15 protein-coding genes and 1 pseudogene are annotated in these 16,805 nt (G+C 75.4%); 7 read left to right on the top strand and 9 right to left on the bottom strand.

What is annotated here, in order from left to right; genetic code table 11:
- Positions 1-38 precede the first annotated feature (38 nt).
- Both E9549_RS14385 and E9549_RS14380 read left to right on the top strand, forming a co-directional pair.
- Positions 39-962: a sulfotransferase gene (locus E9549_RS14385; RefSeq protein WP_236827229.1), complete on the top strand. Its 924-nt coding sequence runs from the start codon at positions 39-41 to the stop codon at positions 960-962.
- Positions 959-2,176 (top strand): glycosyltransferase, encoded by a 1,218-nt coding sequence (locus E9549_RS14380; protein ID WP_236827228.1) that lies wholly within the window; start codon positions 959-961, stop codon positions 2,174-2,176. Before E9549_RS14385 ends, E9549_RS14380 begins: the two co-directional genes overlap by 4 nt.
- On the opposite strand, the gene E9549_RS14375 is transcribed toward E9549_RS14380, so the two are convergent.
- Genes E9549_RS14375 through E9549_RS24210 form a run of 4 tightly spaced genes read right to left on the bottom strand, consistent with a single transcriptional unit; the run spans position 2,139 to position 7,016 of the window.
- Positions 2,139-3,350, bottom strand: coding sequence for a glycosyltransferase (locus E9549_RS14375; protein ID WP_236827227.1), 1,212 nt, complete (start codon positions 3,348-3,350; stop codon positions 2,139-2,141). The two genes, E9549_RS14380 and E9549_RS14375, sit on opposite strands and share 38 nt — an antisense overlap.
- Positions 3,311-4,237, bottom strand: coding sequence for a sulfotransferase (locus E9549_RS14370; RefSeq protein ID WP_236827226.1), 927 nt, complete (start codon positions 4,235-4,237; stop codon positions 3,311-3,313). Before E9549_RS14370 ends, E9549_RS14375 begins: the two co-directional genes overlap by 40 nt.
- A complete protein-coding gene (locus tag E9549_RS24215) occupies positions 4,234-5,622 on the bottom strand; it encodes a lipopolysaccharide biosynthesis protein (protein WP_236827225.1) in 1,389 nt (462 codons plus the stop codon). The genes E9549_RS14370 and E9549_RS24215 overlap by 4 nt, the downstream gene beginning before the upstream one ends.
- Positions 5,619-7,016: a hypothetical protein gene (locus E9549_RS24210; RefSeq protein WP_236827224.1), complete on the bottom strand. Its 1,398-nt coding sequence runs from the start codon at positions 7,014-7,016 to the stop codon at positions 5,619-5,621. The genes E9549_RS24215 and E9549_RS24210 overlap by 4 nt, the downstream gene beginning before the upstream one ends.
- Before the next feature lie 149 nt (positions 7,017-7,165).
- Between E9549_RS24210 and E9549_RS14355 the strand changes: the two genes are divergently transcribed.
- Both E9549_RS14355 and E9549_RS14350 read left to right on the top strand, forming a co-directional pair.
- Positions 7,166-8,044, top strand: coding sequence for a sulfotransferase (locus E9549_RS14355; RefSeq protein WP_236827223.1), 879 nt, complete (start codon positions 7,166-7,168; stop codon positions 8,042-8,044).
- Between the two features lie 48 nt (positions 8,045-8,092).
- Positions 8,093-9,010, top strand: a complete 918-nt coding sequence (locus E9549_RS14350; RefSeq protein ID WP_236827222.1) for a hypothetical protein — start codon at positions 8,093-8,095, stop codon at positions 9,008-9,010.
- A 48-nt stretch (positions 9,011-9,058) separates the two neighbouring features.
- On the opposite strand, the gene E9549_RS14345 is transcribed toward E9549_RS14350, so the two are convergent.
- From E9549_RS14345 to E9549_RS14335, 3 genes are all read right to left on the bottom strand, one after another.
- Positions 9,059-10,774, bottom strand: a complete 1,716-nt coding sequence (locus E9549_RS14345) for a heme peroxidase family protein (protein WP_236827221.1) — start codon at positions 10,772-10,774, stop codon at positions 9,059-9,061.
- Positions 10,775-10,900: 126 nt separating this feature from the next.
- A complete protein-coding gene (locus E9549_RS14340; RefSeq protein ID WP_236827220.1) occupies positions 10,901-12,367 on the bottom strand; it encodes an ABC transporter permease in 1,467 nt (488 codons plus the stop codon).
- Entirely contained in the window at positions 12,364-13,287 is a 924-nt protein-coding gene (locus E9549_RS14335; RefSeq protein ID WP_236827219.1) for an ABC transporter ATP-binding protein, read from the bottom strand. The genes E9549_RS14340 and E9549_RS14335 overlap by 4 nt, the downstream gene beginning before the upstream one ends.
- A gap of 75 nt (positions 13,288-13,362) precedes the next feature.
- Here E9549_RS14335 and E9549_RS14330 point away from each other — a divergent pair, with 75 nt between their 5' ends.
- The gene (locus E9549_RS14330; protein ID WP_236827218.1) at positions 13,363-13,860 is read left to right on the top strand and encodes a MarR family transcriptional regulator; all 498 of its coding nucleotides are present in this window, start codon (positions 13,363-13,365) and stop codon (positions 13,858-13,860) included.
- Between the two features lie 44 nt (positions 13,861-13,904).
- On the opposite strand, the gene E9549_RS14325 is transcribed toward E9549_RS14330, so the two are convergent.
- Positions 13,905-14,378 carry a hypothetical protein gene (locus tag E9549_RS14325; protein WP_236827217.1) on the bottom strand — a complete coding sequence of 158 codons (474 nt, stop codon included), beginning with the start codon at positions 14,376-14,378 and terminating at the stop codon, positions 13,905-13,907.
- Positions 14,379-14,831: 453 nt separating this feature from the next.
- Here E9549_RS14325 and E9549_RS14320 point away from each other — a divergent pair, with 453 nt between their 5' ends.
- The gene (locus E9549_RS14320) at positions 14,832-15,767 is read left to right on the top strand and encodes a sugar phosphate isomerase/epimerase (protein ID WP_236827216.1); all 936 of its coding nucleotides are present in this window, start codon (positions 14,832-14,834) and stop codon (positions 15,765-15,767) included.
- A gap of 61 nt (positions 15,768-15,828) precedes the next feature.
- Here the strand turns inward: E9549_RS14320 and E9549_RS14315 are convergent, their stop codons facing one another.
- On the bottom strand, positions 15,829-16,455 hold the full coding sequence (locus E9549_RS14315; RefSeq protein ID WP_236827215.1) for a TetR/AcrR family transcriptional regulator: 627 nt from the start codon (positions 16,453-16,455) through the stop codon (positions 15,829-15,831).
- 21 nt (positions 16,456-16,476) lie between these two features.
- On the opposite strand from E9549_RS14315, the pseudogene E9549_RS14310 reads away from it, so the two are divergent.
- A pseudogene (locus E9549_RS14310) lies at positions 16,477-16,805 on the top strand (hypothetical protein); the annotation flags it as partial.

Raw genomic sequence — 16,805 nt, 5'->3', positions numbered from 1 at the left:
CGGGCCACCCGGGGCCGCGCGCGGCTAGCATCCCGGCGATGGGGGCAGCCGCGAACTTCCTGGTCATCGGGGCAGCCCGGAGCGGGACGACCGCGCTCACCTCCTTCCTGGGCGAGCACCCGGACGTCTTCGTGTCCACCCCGAAGGAGCCGCACTTCCTCGCCTTCCCGGACGGCGCCCCGCGCTTCACCGGCCTCGGCGACGACGACCTGGTCAACCGGACCGCCGTGCGCGGTGAGGCGGCGTGGCGGGCGCTGTTCGAGGGACGCGCCGAGGCGCGGCTCGGGGAGGGGTCGGTGACCACGCTGGCCCACCCCGACGCCGCGATCCCCGCCATCGAGCGGTGCTGCGCGCCCGGGTGCCGGCTGGTGGTCATGCTCCGGGACCCGGTCGACCGGGCCTTCTCGAGCTGGCTGTACCTGCGCTCGCGGGGCTACGACGCCGGGACCTTCGAGGAGTGCCTGGCCGCCGAGGAGGAGCGCACGCGGGCGGGGTGGAGCCACATGTGGCAGCTCGCCGGGCTCAGCCGTTACGCCGGGCAGCTCGCGCCGTTCGCCGCCGCGTTCGGGGACCGCCTGCTCGTCGTCGTCCAGGAGGAGTTCGCCGCGGACCCGACCGGTCAGCTGCGGCGGGTGCTCGAGTTCCTGCAGGTGGACCCCGGCGTCGACATCGACCCGTCCCGCCGGGTGAACGCCTCCGGCCTGCCGCGCAGCCGCGCCGTGACCTCCGCGCTGAACACCCTGCGCCGCTCCCGGTCGCTGCGGCGCCTGGTCACCGCGGCCGTGCCGCACCGGCAGCGGGAGCGGATCCGCTCGGCCAACCTGGACCCGGCGGGCATCGATCCGGCGACCCGCAGCCGGCTGGCCGACTCCTTCGCCGACGACGTCGGAGCCCTGCAGGAGCTGCTCGGCCGCCGGCTGACCGCGTGGCCGACCGCCGAGCACGTGAGGGGGCGCTCGTGAGCGACCGGGTCAAGGTGCTGCAGCTGACCGGCATCACCGTCGGCGGCTCGGCCGAGCACCTCCTGCAGCTGGCGACCCTGCTGCCCCGGGACCGGTTCGACGTGGCGATCGCGCTCTCCGGCGGTGGCCCGCTGGACGAGGAGATCGGCCGCAGCGGCCTGCCGGTGCTGGACTACGCCCCGTCGCACGGCAGCGGCCACTTCAAGCAGGCGACGCCGGACGGCCCGGTGGAGCTCCTCCGCCAGTTCCTGCGCATCCGGGCGCACCTCCGCCGGCACCGGTACGACGTCGTCCACACGCACACCTCGGTCGCGGGGGCGATGGGCCGGGTGGCCGCCTGGTCGGCCGGCACGCCGGTCCGGCTGCACATGCTGCACGCGTATGCCGGTCACGCCGGGGTGCGGCAGCCGAAGCGCTCGCTGTACCGGCTCGTCGAGCGGGTGCTCGGGCTGGTCACCACGCACTACGTCGCGGGTTCGGCGTTCATCCGCGACGTCGGCGTGCGCAACCGCCTCTTCCGGCGCGCGGACTGCACGGTCATCCCGTACGCCGCCCGGATGGCCGTGGGCGACGGGACCGCGTCCGGCCGGGCTCGTCTGCGGGGGGAGCTCGGGGTGCCGCCCGACGCGCCGCTGGTCGCGCTGGTCGGCCGGATCGAGGACCAGAAGGGTGTCGACCTGCTGATCCGCGCCGTCCCCGCGGTGCTGGCGAAGGTCCCGCGGGCGCACGTCGTCGTGGTCGGTGACGGCACGCGCCGGGGGGAGTGCGAGGCGCTGGCCGGCGAGCTGGGGGTCGCCGATCACGTCCGCTTCACCGGCTGGCGGCACGATCTCGCCGACGTCATGCGGGCGGTGGACGTGCTGGCGCTGCCGTCGCGCTGGGAGGCGTTCGGCATCGTGAACCTGGAGGCGATGGCGGCGGCCCGGCCGGTGGTCGGCTTCGGCGTCGAGGGGATCCCCGAGGTCGTCGTCCACGGGGAGACGGGGCTGCTGTCGCCCGCGGGCGACGTGGACGGGCTCGCCCGCGACCTGGTGCGCGTGCTGACCGACCCGGACCTCGCCGCCCGGCTCGGGGCGGCGGGACGGCGGCGGTTCGTCGAGCACTTCGCCCCGGAGCGGATGGTGCAGGCGCACGTCGAGCTCTACGACGAGCTGCTGGCGCGGAGACGCGACCGGGTCAGCCGCCGTCGAGGACTCCGCGGACGAGCCGGCTGAACGTGCGGCCGAGGTCCTCGACCCGGTAGTGCGCGCGGATCAGCGCCGCGCCCGCGGCGCCCATGGCCGCGCGCTCGGCCGGCGGGAGGGCCGCCAGTTCCGCGATCCGCTCCCGGACCGATGCCGGGTCCTCGCTGACGGCCAGCAGCCCGTCCCGGCCCGGCTCGAACACCGGCGGCCGGCCGGAGCAGTCGGTGAACACCGTCGGGCAGCCGGCCGCCATCGCCTCCATGACCGCGAGGGGCAGGGCGGGGCCCTCCCACCGGGCGGTGTGCACGTACCCGTCGGCCGCGGCCAGCAACCGGGCGACGTCGTCCCGCCAGCCGAGGAAGGTGACGGCGCGCTCCAGGCCGAGGTCGCGGACCTGCCGGTGCAGGGCGGACGCGTAGCCCCGGGTCCGGCGGGCGGCGACGGAGTCCCCGGCCGAACCCACCAGCGCGACGTGCACCGGTGCGGGCAGGCCGTCGAGGGCCGCCAGCAGGACGTCCTGGCCCTTCTGCGGGTCCAGCCGGCCCACGTTGACCAGCAGCAGGTCGTCGGCGCCGGCGCCCATCTCCGCCCGCAGCCGCGCGCGCTCGGCCGGGGCGAGCCGGACCGGCGGCGGGACGGCGATGCCGTTGGGGAGGACGACGGTGCGCCCGGGCGGTACCCCGAAGCCGGTCATCTCCTCCTGCACGACGGCGGAGGTGCAGACCGCGAGCGTGGTCGACCGGGCGACGACGGCCCGGTAGCCGCGCCGCTTCAGGGCCGCCAGCGGCCGCGGCCCCCAGAAGTGGTGCTGGTTCTGGACCATCAGCACCCCCGGCACCGCGGCGCGGGCGGCCGCGAGCAGGGCCGGCGCGCGGTCCCGCTGGTTCACGCCGATCACGCAGCGCCCGCTGTCGCGGCGCACCCGATCGGCGAGCGCGGGCACGAGGCGGGGGTCCCAGGGGCGCTCCAGCCGCGGCTCCAGCACGGTCGTGACGCCGAGGGCCTCGACGTCGGGGAGGATGCTCGGCCGTGGGACGGCGCCGTGCACGAGGGTGAGGTCGAAGCCGTCGGCGCGCAGCGCCCGGGCGAACTCCAGCGCCATCTTGGCCGCACCCGTGCGGTCGGGCAGCCGCAGGGTCATGAACAGGCGCCCGGCCCCGCCGGTCACCCGGCGCCGCCCGCCGGCCGCTCGGGCGACCGCCATGCGGCCACGTCCAGGCCGGTGACCTGCTCGAGCAGGTCGAGGTCGGGGGCGAGGTCGGCCACCAGCGCGCGCCGGGTCTCCGGCCGGTAGCCGATCCGCACGATGTTGCGGGCGACGATCCGCCGGCGCAGCCCGCGGCGCAGCGACGTCGGCAGGAGCGGGGAGACGACCTTCTTCAGCGGGTGGTGGGTGCTGACCACCCGGCCGATGAACCGGCTGCGCGGCTCGCCGGAGCGGTGCGGGTCCGGGGTGGTGGTGCGGGGGACCGGCGGCACCCCGAGGTGGGCGTAGACCCGGGCGAGCACGGCATCGGGGTCGGCCGTCATGTCCTCGTGGCGCAGGACCAGCAGCTGCTCGCGCGGGAAGACCTCCAGCACCCGGCGCAGCTGCTCGCCGTAGCGGCTCATCGCGGCGTAGTGCCAGATGTGGTGCCACCCCTCGGCGATCCGGCGCGGCTCGTCGGCCAGCGCATCCTCGAAGCTGGCGCACGGCTCCCAGCCCCGGGTGCGCATGAACCCGTAGGCGGACAACGCCCGGTCGACCGGGTCGCGCAGCAGGGCGACGAGCCGGGCGTCGGGAGCCATCTCCCGGACGCGCGCCGCTGCTCCGGGGTAGTACATCGTCGACACCGACGCCTCCCCGCGGAGCTGGTCGGGGCGGGCGTCCCGGTACAGCCGCAGGTAGGCCCCCCGGTCGGGGACGGCGAGCCGGTTGATCGTCTGCCGGTCGCCCGGGCCGGTGAACGCCGGCGTCGTCCCGGCGAGCGCGAAGTGGTGCGGTTCCTTCGGCTCGGTGAGGAACAGGCCGGGGTGCTCGGCCAGGTACTGGTACAGCGCCGTCGTCCCCGAGCGCGCGGCGCCGATCACGAGGAACTGCGGGCCGGTCACGACCCGCCCCCGCGCGGGCGGGCGGTCGTGCGGACCCCCAGGACCCGGTGCGCCGCGCGGGCGAGGTGCAGGTTGCGGGCGCTCATCGCCACCGCCGCAGCCGCCGCGACCCCGGTGGCGCCCCAGGCCCCGCCCCACCAGGTGGCGAGCCCGGCGAACGCCAGCGCCGCCGCCAGGGCGCTGAGCGCGACGGCCCGCTGGTGCCCGGCGTGGGAGAGCACGACCGAGCACGGGCCGGTCCAGGCGTTGACCAGCACGCCGGCGCTCATCACCAGGGCCGGGACCACGGCCGCCGCGTACTCCGGCCCGAACAGGGCCGGGAGCACCACCGGGCCGGTCGCGCCCAGCAGGACCACCGCCGTGGCGGTCGCCGCCGTCGACCACACCGCGAACCGGCGGACCGGCTCCGCCAGCGCCCCCAGCCGGTCGGCCGCCGACGCCGCCGCCACCCGCGGCGCGAGGGTGCGCACGCCGACGGCCGTCGGGACGGCGACCAGGACGGCGATCCGCACCGCCACGGCGAAGACCGCGACCTCCTCGACCGGGGCGACCACCGCGAGCAGCCAGACCCCGGCCTGCGGCAGGGTCACCGAGGCGAGAGAGGCGACGGCGAAGGCGCGACCGGTGCCCAGCAGCCGCCAGGGTGACCCGCCGCCGTCCCGCCCGTCCCCCGATGTGCCTTCGTCCGGTCCGTCGTCCGCTGCGCGCCCGGCCGCGTGCCGACCGGCCGGCGCGACCTCGCGGGCCAGGAGGAGCAGCGCGAGCAGGACGACCGCGGTCTCGACCGCCACCGTCCACGCCACCGCGGCCCGCGCCGACAGGGTCGCGGCGGCACCGGCGGCGCCGGCCAGGAGGACCACCACGAGCACCACCCGGCGGACGTGCTCGCCGAACACCAGGGCCAGGCCGAAGCGGTTCCGCGCCCGGAGCACGTTGACCAGCACCGGGCAGAGGGCCGCGGCCGGCAGCCACAGCGCCACGAGGAGCACCAGCGGCCGGTACGCCGTCGCCGGGGTGCCGGCCGCGACCGCCGCCGGGCCCACCGCCCACTGCCAGAGCGCGGCCGTGGCCAGGACGCCGACGGCCTGCGCGAGCACGAGCCGCCGCAGCAGGGATGCGTGGGTGCGCCGGGCCTGCCGGGCCACGGCGATGGTGGCCACCTGGGGGAGGCCGAACTGGGCCAGGACCGCGAGGAACGTCAGCCAGCTCAGGGCCCACGACAGGGCGCCGAACTCGGCGGTGGGCAGGACACGCGCCCCGACCAGGGCGACGAGCAGGCCGCTGACGACGGCGGCGACCTGGCCGACGACGACCAGGACCGTGTCGCGGCGGAGGGACCCGCGTGCGCCCGCACGTCCCCGGTCGCCGGTGAGCGGGGTGGTCACCGGGAGGCCACCGCCCGCCCGTCGGCGACGCCCTCCCTTGCCGACGGGGCCGTTCCCTCGTCGTCGGCGCGGGACCGCCGGAGGAAGAGGTTGACCAGCACGGTGAACGCGAGGATCGGCAGGCCGATGGCCACCCACTTCGGTGCCGAGGTCGCCCAGACGCCGCCGGGGAAGATCCGGACCATGAACACGAGGCTGAAGCCCCAGACCAGCGGATCGCGCAGGAACCGGCGGAACGCGAACTGACCCGCCCGGGCGACCAGGCCGCTGAGCAGACCGCCGAGCACGATGCCCGGGTAGCCCAGGTTCACGTACCAGTCGCCGACCGGGGTCGCCGGGAAGCCGTTGTTGCGGTCGATGTAGGTCTGCGCCAGCTGCACGGCGGGGGAGACGAAGGGTTCCTGCGGGCCGGCCAGCACCGAGGGCACCGCGGCGACCGAGCCCTCGACGAAGTCGGCGCCGCCGGTGAAGTCGAACCGGTCCGGCCAGTCGTCGAGGTAGAGGAGCAGGGCGTCGTAGAACGTGTTGTTCGTGGCGACCGCGACCTGGCGGACGGTGCCCTGCCCCTCGATCGTGGGGGCCAGGTCGCCCCAGAGCACCGTGTCGCGGGCGGCGCGGAGCGTGAAGGCCAGCGCCAGGGCCAGCACCGGCACCAGCAGGAAGCGCAGGCGCCAGCGCGGGTCGCGCAACCACTGCCCGTCGGGGCGGCGGGCGGCGCGGCGTCCGGTCCGGCCGAAGATCAGCGCGCCGGCGAGCAGCGCGACGGCCGAGAGCACCGGCACGTCGCGGGCGCCCCACGTCCAGCTCAGGTAGCCGTTGAGGGCGATGAGCGCGAGGAGCAGCAGGCGCTGCAGGCCGGCCCCGCGGACCGAGAACCAGGCCGCCACGCCCAGCAGCGCGGCCAGCAGAGGAAGGGTCCGCAGCGCGCGGCTGTCGGCCAGGGACCGGTCCACCTTCGAGGCCTGCAGCAGCCCGGACGGGCCGCCGTACCGGAGCCACAGCGCGACGGTGGCGGCCGCGGCGGCAGCGGTCAGGACGACGGCGAGGACGACCAGCACCCGCGGCGGCAGGGGACCGCGCAGCTGCGGGAAGAGCACCGACACCGGCCGGACCAGCGGGGTGGTCAGCCGGGCGCCGGCCCACAGGGCGACCAGGAACAGCACGACCACCGCCTGGCCGCGCAGCAGGAGGAGCTCGGTGTCCCGGTCCTGGAACAGCAGGGTGGGGAAGGGGGTGTCCAGCTCCGCGGCCAGCAGCAGCGGGCGCCACAGCAGCTGCAGCGCCAGGTAGTAGAGGACCAGCGCCATCGCGTCGAGCGGGTGGCGCACGAGGGCGCGGTAGACCAGCGCCCACACGACCGCGGACGCGGCCACGGCGAGCAGCGGCGCGATCACGACCGCGCCACCACGTCGTGGGAGAGACGCACCGCACCTCCGACCTGCGCCGTCCCGCGACGGCTGGTCGGCGAGGCTAACGCAGCGGAGCGGGTTGCGGGAGCCCTGGACGTTCCGCCGCACCGGCCGGTTCCCCTAGCATCCCGCGGGTGCGTCCGGGCCCGAGGCTGATGATCGTCGGTGCGCCGAAGAGCGGCTCCACGGCGCTGTTCCACTACCTGGCCCAGCACCCCGACGTGCGCAGCCACGTGCACCGGGAGATGCCGTTCTTCGGCCGGGGCGAGGAGGTCGCCCGGGGGTGGGCGCACGCGGTCGAGAAGTACTTCCCGCCGTCGGTGGGGGACGCGCCGCTGCTCGCCAAGCACACGATGGCCATGTACGACCCGGCCGCGGTGCGCCGCATCGCCGACACCACGCCCGCAGTCGTGGTCGCCGTCCTCCGCGCGCCCGTGCCGCGCGCGTACTCGCACTTCCACTACGCCCGGCTGCGCGGCTGGGAGGACGCGGCCACCTTCGAGGAGGGCCTGGCGCGGGAGCCGGGCCGGGCGGTGAGCGCACCGCCGCGGGCCCGGGACATGCAGTACGTCGGGAACGGCATCTACGCGCCGCACGTGCGGGCGCTCCTGGAGACGGTGCCGCCGGAGCGGCTGCGCATCTACCTCTCCGACGACCTGCGCGCGGACGCCGTGGGCATCTGCGCGGAGCTGTTCGACCTGGCCGGCCTCCCGCCGCACGTCCCGGACGCGACGGCAGGGCACAACGAGGGGCGGTCCCCCCGGTCGGCGTCGTTCGCCCGGGCCTTCCTGGCCGCGCAACGGCCCGGGAGCCCTGCACGCCGGCTCCTCGCCCGGGTGCCGAGCCGGACGCTGTACCGCGTCCGCCACCTGGTCAACCGGCTGAACGAGGGGCCGGCGGCCTTCCCGCCCATGGCGCCCGCGACCGCTGCCGCGCTGCACGAACGCTTCGCGGGACCGAACGAGGACCTCGCCGCGGCGCTCGGCCGGTCCCTCGGCGCCTGGCGATCGTGATGCGACCGAGACCACAGGATCCCGTGAGTTGCCGGTACCTTCACCGCCGTGCTGGAGACCGCCCCTGACGGAACGTCGCACCCGAACGTGGACCGCGCCGGCGGCACCCACCGGCCGGAGGCCGAGCGCTCCGGGCTGGCCGAGTACCTCGCCGCGCTGCGGCGCTACTGGTGGCTCGCGCTCACCACCTTCCTCCTCGTGCTGGCGGTGGCGGTCGGCTCCCTGTTCGTGCTCGGCCCGGTGTACCGGGCCGACGCGGAGGTCCTGATCCGCACCGAGGACAGCCGCCAGCTCTTCCCGCGCACCGGCGGCACGTCGGCCGGTGCGCTGATCCGCTCACCGGCCGCCGAGCTGGTCTACGTCGGGAGCGACGAGTTCCAGCGGCTCGCGGCCGAGGCCGCGGGCGACGAGGCCGAGGTCGAGGTGCGCGGCACCGCCGACTCCAGTGCGCTGGTCTTCGTCGCCGAGGCCGGCTCTGCCGAAGCCGCTCAGGACGCCGCGCAGACCTGGGCGGAGACCTACGTGGCGGTGCGTCACGCGAGCGACGTCGCCGAGACCGCGGCCCTGCGCGACCTGCTGATCGGCGACCGCGACGCACTGCAGGCGAGGCAGCAGGAGATCCTCCAGCCGGTGGCCGCGCTGGACGAGGCCGTGGCCGTGGAGACCGACCCCGTCGAGCTCTCCCGGCTGCTCAACCAGCGGCTGGCGATCCAGCGGACGTTGAGCTCGGAGCTCGACCCCGTGGAGACGGAGCTGCGCCGGCTCAACACCCAGATCGCGAGCCTCGACGTCGACCTGCGGGTGATGGAGAACCCGCAGGCGCTCGCCTACGTCAGCAGCGCGGCCGAGCTGCCGGACGAGCGGGCGGACGGATCGCTGCGGCGCAACGTGCTGGTCGGTGTCGTCGCCGGCCTGGTGCTCGCCGGCGGTGCGGTGGCGGCGGCGCAGGCGCTGCGCCGCCGCTGAGGCGTCCTCCGCGTACCCGGCCCGCGCCCGACCCGGGGCCGGCCGGGTTCACGGGGTGAGGAGGTTCTCCGAGTCGACCGGGGAGGTCGCCTCCGGGTTGATCTCCTCGTCGGGCTCCAGCGGGAGGGCGCCGGTCTCCTCCACCTCGTCCTCGGGCTGCACGATCCGCGAGCGCGGGTCGAGGGCGCCGGCGAGGAGGATCAGGTCGCCGACGGTCTTCTTCTCCTGCCACTGGAACGAGGGCTTGCGGTTGAAGTAGGACTCGGGGTCCAGGGCCATGATGCCGAGGATCGTCTCGGCGACGATCCGCCCGCCCACCGGGCCGAGCCGACGTCCGCCGGCGAGCAGCTCGGCCTCCTTGAGCACGTAGTACCAGAGCGGGGCCTTGCCGCCCCAGCCCGGCTGCTTGAGGCCCAGCTCGGCGTTCGTGAGCGGCGTGACGCCCATCGCGGTGGCGACGTCCTGGCCGCAGGGGAGGCCCAGCCGCTTGCCGCGCAGCAGGTTGCGCTCGGCGAGGGCGACGATCGCCTTGCTGGTGGGCGCGACGACGGTGGAGGGCAGGGTGAACAGCGGCAGGGACATCTGGGTGTCGATGAGCCGGGCCATGTTGCGGTCGTCCGGCGGCTCGAGCCCGGGGATGTCGAAGAAGTAGTTCCAGTCGCACCACAGGTTGGCCGGGATCGGCCGGTTCCCGCGCAGGTCCTCGAAGCCGTCGGCGCCGAAGATCGGCACGGTGTGCCCGTCCTGCATCTCGTACTCGGCGCGGATCATGCTGTGCCCGAAACGGTAGGCGGCGCCCGAGTACTCGATCGGCATGTAGGGGTTATCGGGGTGCTCGGGCTGGTAGAGGGTGCCGGTGAACTTGATCGTGCCGTCGCGCTTGATCAGGCTGCTCACGACCGGCTTGCCGACGATGCGCGGCAGGTAGTCGTTGACGATGAGCCACTGGTAGTGCCACCGGGTCTGCCGCCGGGCCTGGGCGTAGGTCATGCCCTGGTCCATGAAGCTGTTGTGCAGCCGGATGAAGACGGTGTGCAGCTGGGCGACGATGAGGTTCTCGTCGTTGCGCGGGTCGCCCAGGTAGGCGGCCCCGACGTCGTCGCGCGGCAGGTCGACCAGGTCGTCGTGCTCCCACACCCGCAGGTAGCCGTGGCGCTCGGGGTCGTAGAGCTGGGGACTGCCCTTGATGCCCTTGCCGTAGACGCTGCCGAGGTCGAACCACGGGGTGTCGTAGTTCTTCATGGCCATCGGGTCCTGCAGCCGGTGGGTCAGCGGCGTCTTGTCCAGCGTCATGTCGTGGTCGACGAACTGACCGAAGTAGATGTAGCCGGCCGGGATGCCCGGGTTGTCGAAGGCGACGTCGCTGTCCTTGACGTCGGACAGGGGCGCCTTGCCGTCGTTCATGCTCGCCGCGAGCCACAGCAGCAGGCCGTCGGTCGGGGCGAAGGGCGGCAGGTCCTTGAACATCAGGCCGAAGCGCGCCTCGAGCTTCCGGTCGATCCGCGCGGCGACCTCGGCGCCCCGCGGGTCGCCCACGGCGTGGGCGGCCGTCTCCGCGGGGCCTTCGGTCACCGGCGCGGGGGCGGTCGGGTCGGTGACCGGTTCGGTGCTGACCACCTCGGCGCGCGCACCCCCGATCCCGCCGACGACGGGTGCGACGGCGACCGCCAGCGCACCGGCGAGGAAGCCGCGGCGGGCCACCCCGTGCTCCCGCCCGGCACCGCTGAACGGGCACCCGCCGCCTGCTCCCTGGGAGTCCTGCACCCTCATCGCCTCCACGCGTGATCCGGACCCCGCGGCCCGCTGCGGGAGCAGCGTCGCCAGCGGGACGGGCGGCGGGCAGACGCGTCCGTGGGGTCGGCCGACCCCTAGTTCTGGGGTGCCGGACGGTCATCCGGTCGCCAGGTCCCGGCGGCGGAAGCCGGCGGAACCCGCGGCGAGCAGGGCGCCGGCGATGGCGGTGAGCACCAGCACCGGACCGGCGGTGAACGGCTCCAGCGGCATGAGCGGCACCCAGCTGACCGGGGAGAGGTCGCTGACCCAGCCCGGCCAGTCGAACGACTCGGCGAACATCGTGATCACGAGGAACAGCCCCACGGCCGTCCAGGCGAGCGCGGCCGCCAGGCGGGGGAGCAGCCCGAACAGCGCCACCGCGAGGCCGGCGACCACCCACACGGCGGGCACGTAGGCGACCGCGGCCCCCACCATCCGACCGAAGGCAGCCGCCTCACCGGTCTGCAGCACGCGGACCACGCCGGTGGTGACGCCCGAGGCCGTCATGGCGAGGGCCGACCCCACCAGCGCGACGGCGACGTGGCTGCCCAGCCAGGCCGACCGGCTCGTCGCCGTCGCCAGCACGGGCTCGGCGCGCTGCTCGGACTCCTCGGTGCGGGCGCGGAGCACCGAGGAGACGGCGTAGGCCGCCGCGAGCAGCGCGGTGATGCTGAACGTCGTGCTGAGGTAGGCGTCGACCAGGTCGTCGACGTCCGGATCGCCGAACACCGCCAGCGCCTCCTCGTTGCCGGCGATGAGCGTCTCCACGGAGTCGGCCAGCGCGCCGTAGACCACGCCGAGCAGCGCCAGGCCCAGCGCCCAGGCGAGGAAGGCGCCGCGCTGCAGCCGCACGGCGAGGGCCAGCGGGGAGCGCAGCCAGGGCGTCGCGGTGGCGCGCCCCGGGCGCGGCTGGGTGAGCCCGGCGCCCAGGTCGCGGCGGTCGAGCAGCGCGAACCCGCCGAGGACCAGGACGACGGCGGCCACCAGGCACAGCAGGAGGGGGAGGACGGCGTCGTCGGAGAACGGGTGGCTGGCCTGCGCCCAGCCGATCGGCGAGGTCCAGACGACCCAGTTGCCCTCGATGTCACCGACGGCGCGCAGCACGAAGAAGACCGCGAACAACCCGCCCACCAGGCCGTACACCGACCGGGTGTGGCCGGTCACCTGCGCCGCCACGGCGGTGATGCCGGTGAACACCAGGCCGCACGCCCCGAAGGAGGCGCCGAGCACGAACGAGCCCGTCGCCGGCAGGCCGGTAGCGGTGGCCCCGATGCCGACCGCCACCGCCAGCGCGGCGCACGCCAGCCCGGCGAGCAGGACGGCGGCGAGCATCGGCGCGTGCCGGCCGACCCGCGCGGAGCGGAGCAGCTCGGTGCGCCCGGCCTCCTCGTCGGCGCGGGTGTGCCGGGTGACGGTGAACATCGCCATCAGCGCCGTCCCGGCGGCGATCCAGACCGGCAGCCGGATGCGGTCGCGGCGCAGCGCGAAGCGGAACAGCGCCGCCGTCCCGGTGGTGGTGGCGGAGCGGCCCGGCCGCACCGGTGCGGCGGGACGGGCGGGGGCCTCGGACAGCTGCGTGCTCACGACCGCACCGGCTCCCGGGCAGCGGCGCCGTTCTCGGCGAGCTCGTCGCCGTAGTGGCGCAGGAACAGCTCCTCCAACGTCGGCGGCGCGCTGGTGAGGCTGACGACGCCGAAGCCGGTGAGGTGGCGCAGTGCCCCGTCCAGGGCGTCGGTGTCGACGTCGAAGCGCACCCGGCCGTCCTCGTGGCGCAGGTCGTGGACGCCGGCCAGCGACTCCAGGCCGGTCGCCGGGCGCGCCGTCTCGGCGGTGATGGCGGTGCGGGTCAGGTGCCGCAGCTCGTCGAGGCTGCCGCTCTGCACCGTCCGGCCGTGGCGGATGATGCTCACCCGGTCGCAGAGCGCTTCGGCCTCGGCCAGGATGTGGCTGGACAGCAGCACGGTCCGGCCCTCGGCGCGCACCTCGCGGATGCACTCCTGGAAGACGGCCTCCATCAGCGGGTCGAGGCCCGAGGTCGGCTCGTCCAGCACCAGGAGCTCGGCGTCCGAGGCCAGGGCGGCGACCAGGGCGACCTTCTGCCGGTTGCCCTTGGAGTACGTGCGCGCCTTCTTCCGCGGGTCGAGGTCGAACCGGTCGAGCAGCTCGGCGCGGCGGCGCGCGTCCAGCCCGCCCCGGAGGTGGCCGAGGAGGTCGATCGACTCGCCGCCGGAGATGTTCGGCCAGAGGGTGACGTCGCCGGGCACGTAGGCCAGGCGCCGGTGCAGCGCGACGGCGTCCCGCCACGGATCGCCCTCCAGCAGCCGGACGCGGCCCGCGTCCGGGCGCAGCAGGCCGAGCAGCACCCGGATGGTCGTGGACTTGCCCGAGCCGTTCGGGCCGAGGAAACCGTGCACCTCGCCGGTGGCCACCTCGAGGTCCAGGCCGTCCAGCGCCCGGGTCGCCCCGAAGGTCTTGACCAGCCCCGAGACGGAGATCGCAGTCATGGTCGGCACGCTACAGACGATTCACGAAAGTGTGAAGTTCATTGATGACGGAACACGTCGGGTACCGTGGGCGACGTGACGGTCGCGGAGAACATCGACGCCGGGCGGGCGACGCTCCTGCGTTTCGTGGAGCGGTTCGCCCTGGTGCTGCGCGAGTCGGGCATGCAGCCCATGCCGGCACGGGTGTTCGCCTACGCCCTGGCCGACGACGCCGACCGCTACACGGCCGCCGAGCTGGCCGAGGGGCTGCAGGTGAGCCCGGCGGCGATCAGCGGGGCGGTCCGCCAGCTGGTGCAGATCGGCTTCCTCGTGCGCGAGCGCGAGCCCGGCACCCGCAGCGATCTGTACGTCCTGGACGACGCACACCTCTGGACCCGGTTCGTCACCGCAGAGGTGCAGGCCCTGCAGCGGTTCCAGGACGTCGTGGCGGCCGGCATCGAGCAGCTCGGCGCAGGCCGCCCGGGTGGGCGACGGCTCGTCGAGACCCGGGAGTTCCTCGCGTTCCTGCACGAGGTGCTGGCCGACGCCGTCGTCCGCTGGCCCGAGGAGCGCGAGCGCCGCCGGCGGGGCTGACTCGCCTCGCCGGCTGACCGGTGGCGACCCGCCGGTGGGGCGCCTCAGCCGGTGGGGTGGTCCCCGCCCGTGGTGCCCGGAGCCCCCGGAGGAGGGATCAGCCAGAGCGCGCTCGCCAGCGCGCCGTACACCAGCGCCGGGCCGGCGTGCGGCCACCGCTTGCCGGCGGCGGCCCGCGCCTGTCCCCGGCGGAACGCCCACCGCTCGCCGGCGACCACGCCCGCAACCGAGGCGGCCAGTGCGGTGCTCCCGACCCCGGCGAGGGCGGCCTTGCTCGTCGGCGGCAGTGCGCGCCAGGCCTCCGCGGGGTGCACCTCCTCGCGGAGGTCGCGGAAGGCCACCCGTGCGGCCCGCAGGTCGGGGGCGGAGGCGGTGAGGGAGGCGACCATGATCGCGGCCTTCGCCCAGCCCCGCGCGGTGCGGGAAGGGATGAGGTCGGGCGTGGCGTACCAGGCCGCGGTGGCGGCCCCGCCGACCAGGGCCGCGAACGCGCCGGAGCGCGTCGGCGGAGTGCTCATGGGGCCATGATGGCGAACGCGAACGGCGCCGCGGTGCCGCGGTCGGTCCTCGTCCCGGGCCCGCACGGACAGCCGGCCCGACGACGGGGCGGCGGGTCCGCCGGGCACCCCGGGGGGAGCGGGACGGCCCGCTGCGCACCATGGGGGATCGCTGGTGGCCGGAGCCGGTGCTGGTCCGGGCCGACCTGCTCGTCTGCGGGCGTCCGCGCTGGTGAGCCGGGCGGTCGCGACCCGGCGGCTCCGCGCGCAGGCATCTGCTCGCCGGTGAACGGACTTCCGCTTTCGGTGGTGCAGAAGTGTTGCTAGCTTTTGTGGCGCAGCACACAGCCCTCGGCGCAGGCCCGGACTCACCCGTGGCGGCCGGGTGCCCACCGGGCCCCGGCGGCGATCAGCGGGTGGGGTGGTCGGCGGCCGGCGGCACGCGTTCGCCACCCACCCGAGAGGATCTCCCTTTTGTCGAGAAACCTGCGCCACGCCCTGCGGGCGGCGCTGTTCGCCGCACTGTCCTCCCTGCTGCTCGTCGGCCTCGTCGGCCCGGCGAGCGCGGCCCCGCCCGCCACCGAGGAGCGCGGGGAGTCCTCGTGCGTCGGTCGCCCGGTGCCGGCCCGCCTGGTCTCCGTCCAGCTGTGGACCTTCGCCGAGCACATCGGCTTCGGCACCGACGCGGCCACCCAGGCGCGGCACGAGGAGGTGCTCCGCAGCCTCAGCGAGATGGGGTACCGGAACGTCGAGCCCTTCACCCTCAGCGGGATGACGGCCGAGCGGTACGCCGAGCTGCTCCGGAAGTACCGGCTCCAGGCCCCGGCGCGGCACGTCGACGTCGGCACCCCCGAGGAGCCGGCGGACATCGAGCAGATCCTCGCGGACAACCGCGTCCTGGGCGTCACGTACTTCGGCTCCGGTGGCACGCCGCAGTACGAGAGCGAGGCCGAGTGGACCGCCTACGCCGAGTACCTGGACACCGTCGGGGAGCAGGCGCGCAAGGCGGGCCAGTGGCTGATGGTCCACAACCACGACTGGGAGTTCGAGACCACCTTCGGCGACCGCACCGCCTTCGACGTCCTCATGCAGCACACCGAGCGGCGGCACGTGGTGTCGCAGCTCGACCTGTACTGGGTGACCTACGCCGGCACCGACCCGATCGACGTGATCGAGGAGTACGGCAACCGGATCCGGCTGCTGCACGTGAAGGACCTGAACGAGGACGTGGAGCGGCGGATCGAGATCGTCGGCCGCGGGGACATCGACTTCGCGGCGATCTTCCGGGCGGCCGGAGGCAGCACCCGGTCCTACGTCGTCGAGCACGACCCCCGCTTCGGCGACGTGGCGTTCGACCCGTTCGAGGCGGCCGAGGAGGGCTTCGCGCACCTCACCTGCTCGACCCGCTGACAGACCGCGCACGCTCGCACGAGCGGGGCGGTCCCGGGTTCCGGGGCCGCCCCGCTCCGCGTCAGGCGGGCGGACGGCGGGGGGCGCTGCCCGCGTCGGGGAGCCGGGTGGCCAGGAGCAGCTGCGCGGTCACCCGGGCGCGGCCGAGAGGGTCCTGGTCGAACCCGGCCGGAGCGGCCGCCCGCCGGGCGAGCCCGGCGAGCGCGCCGTCGTAGAGGAGCAGCAGGTCCGCGGCGAGCTCGCCGGGTCGGTCCGCGCCGGCGGCGCGCGCGAGCTCGAGCAGTCGTCCGGAGAGGAGGGCGGTGTCGGCGGCGAGCCAGGTCTGGCCGGGGTGGCCGGCCGGCAGCTCGGTCGCGGCGGCCTGGAACCCGCAGCCGCGACGGTCGCCGGTCCGCCGGCGGTAGCGCGTCAGCGCGTCGAAGACCGACAGGAGCCGGTCGCGGTGGTCACCGGACTCGGCCAGGACCTCGTCCCAGACACCGCGCCACCGGTGGTGCCGCTCCTCCAGGTAGGCGGCCACCAGCGCGTCCTTGCCGGCGAAGTGGGCGTACATCGTGGCCGGCGAGACGCCGGCCCGCGCCAGGACGGCGTCCACACCCGTCGCGGCGATGCCCGATTCGTAGAACAGCTCGGACGCGGCCGAGAGCAGCCGCTGCCGCGCCGTCGGGGTCGCGGGCGTCCGGGGCACGGCACTACGGTAACGACCGTTATGCCGAAACGATCGTTACGCGCCCATGACGGGCCACCGGAGGTGCGGCCGCTGGCGCTGGTCGGCGCGGGCCTCGCCGTCATCGCCGTCACCTACGGGCTCGCCCGGTACGGCTTCGGCCTCTACCTGCCGCAGTTCCGCGCCGCGTTCGGCTTCTCCGCCGGCACCGCGGGTGCGCTGGCGGCCGGCGGCTACGCGGCCTACTGCGTCGCCGCGCTGCTGACCCCGCTCCTCGTCGACAACGTCGGCGCCTACATGCGCCCGCCGGAGCCCAGCACGCTCTACCGCTGCTACGGCAACATCACCGGCGCCTACCGGATCCCGGCCGT

The sequence above is a fragment of the Blastococcus sp. MG754426 genome (assembly GCF_021699055.1).
GTDB lineage: Bacteria > Actinomycetota > Actinomycetes > Mycobacteriales > Geodermatophilaceae > Blastococcus.
This window is presented reverse-complemented; position numbering and strand designations above follow the sequence as displayed.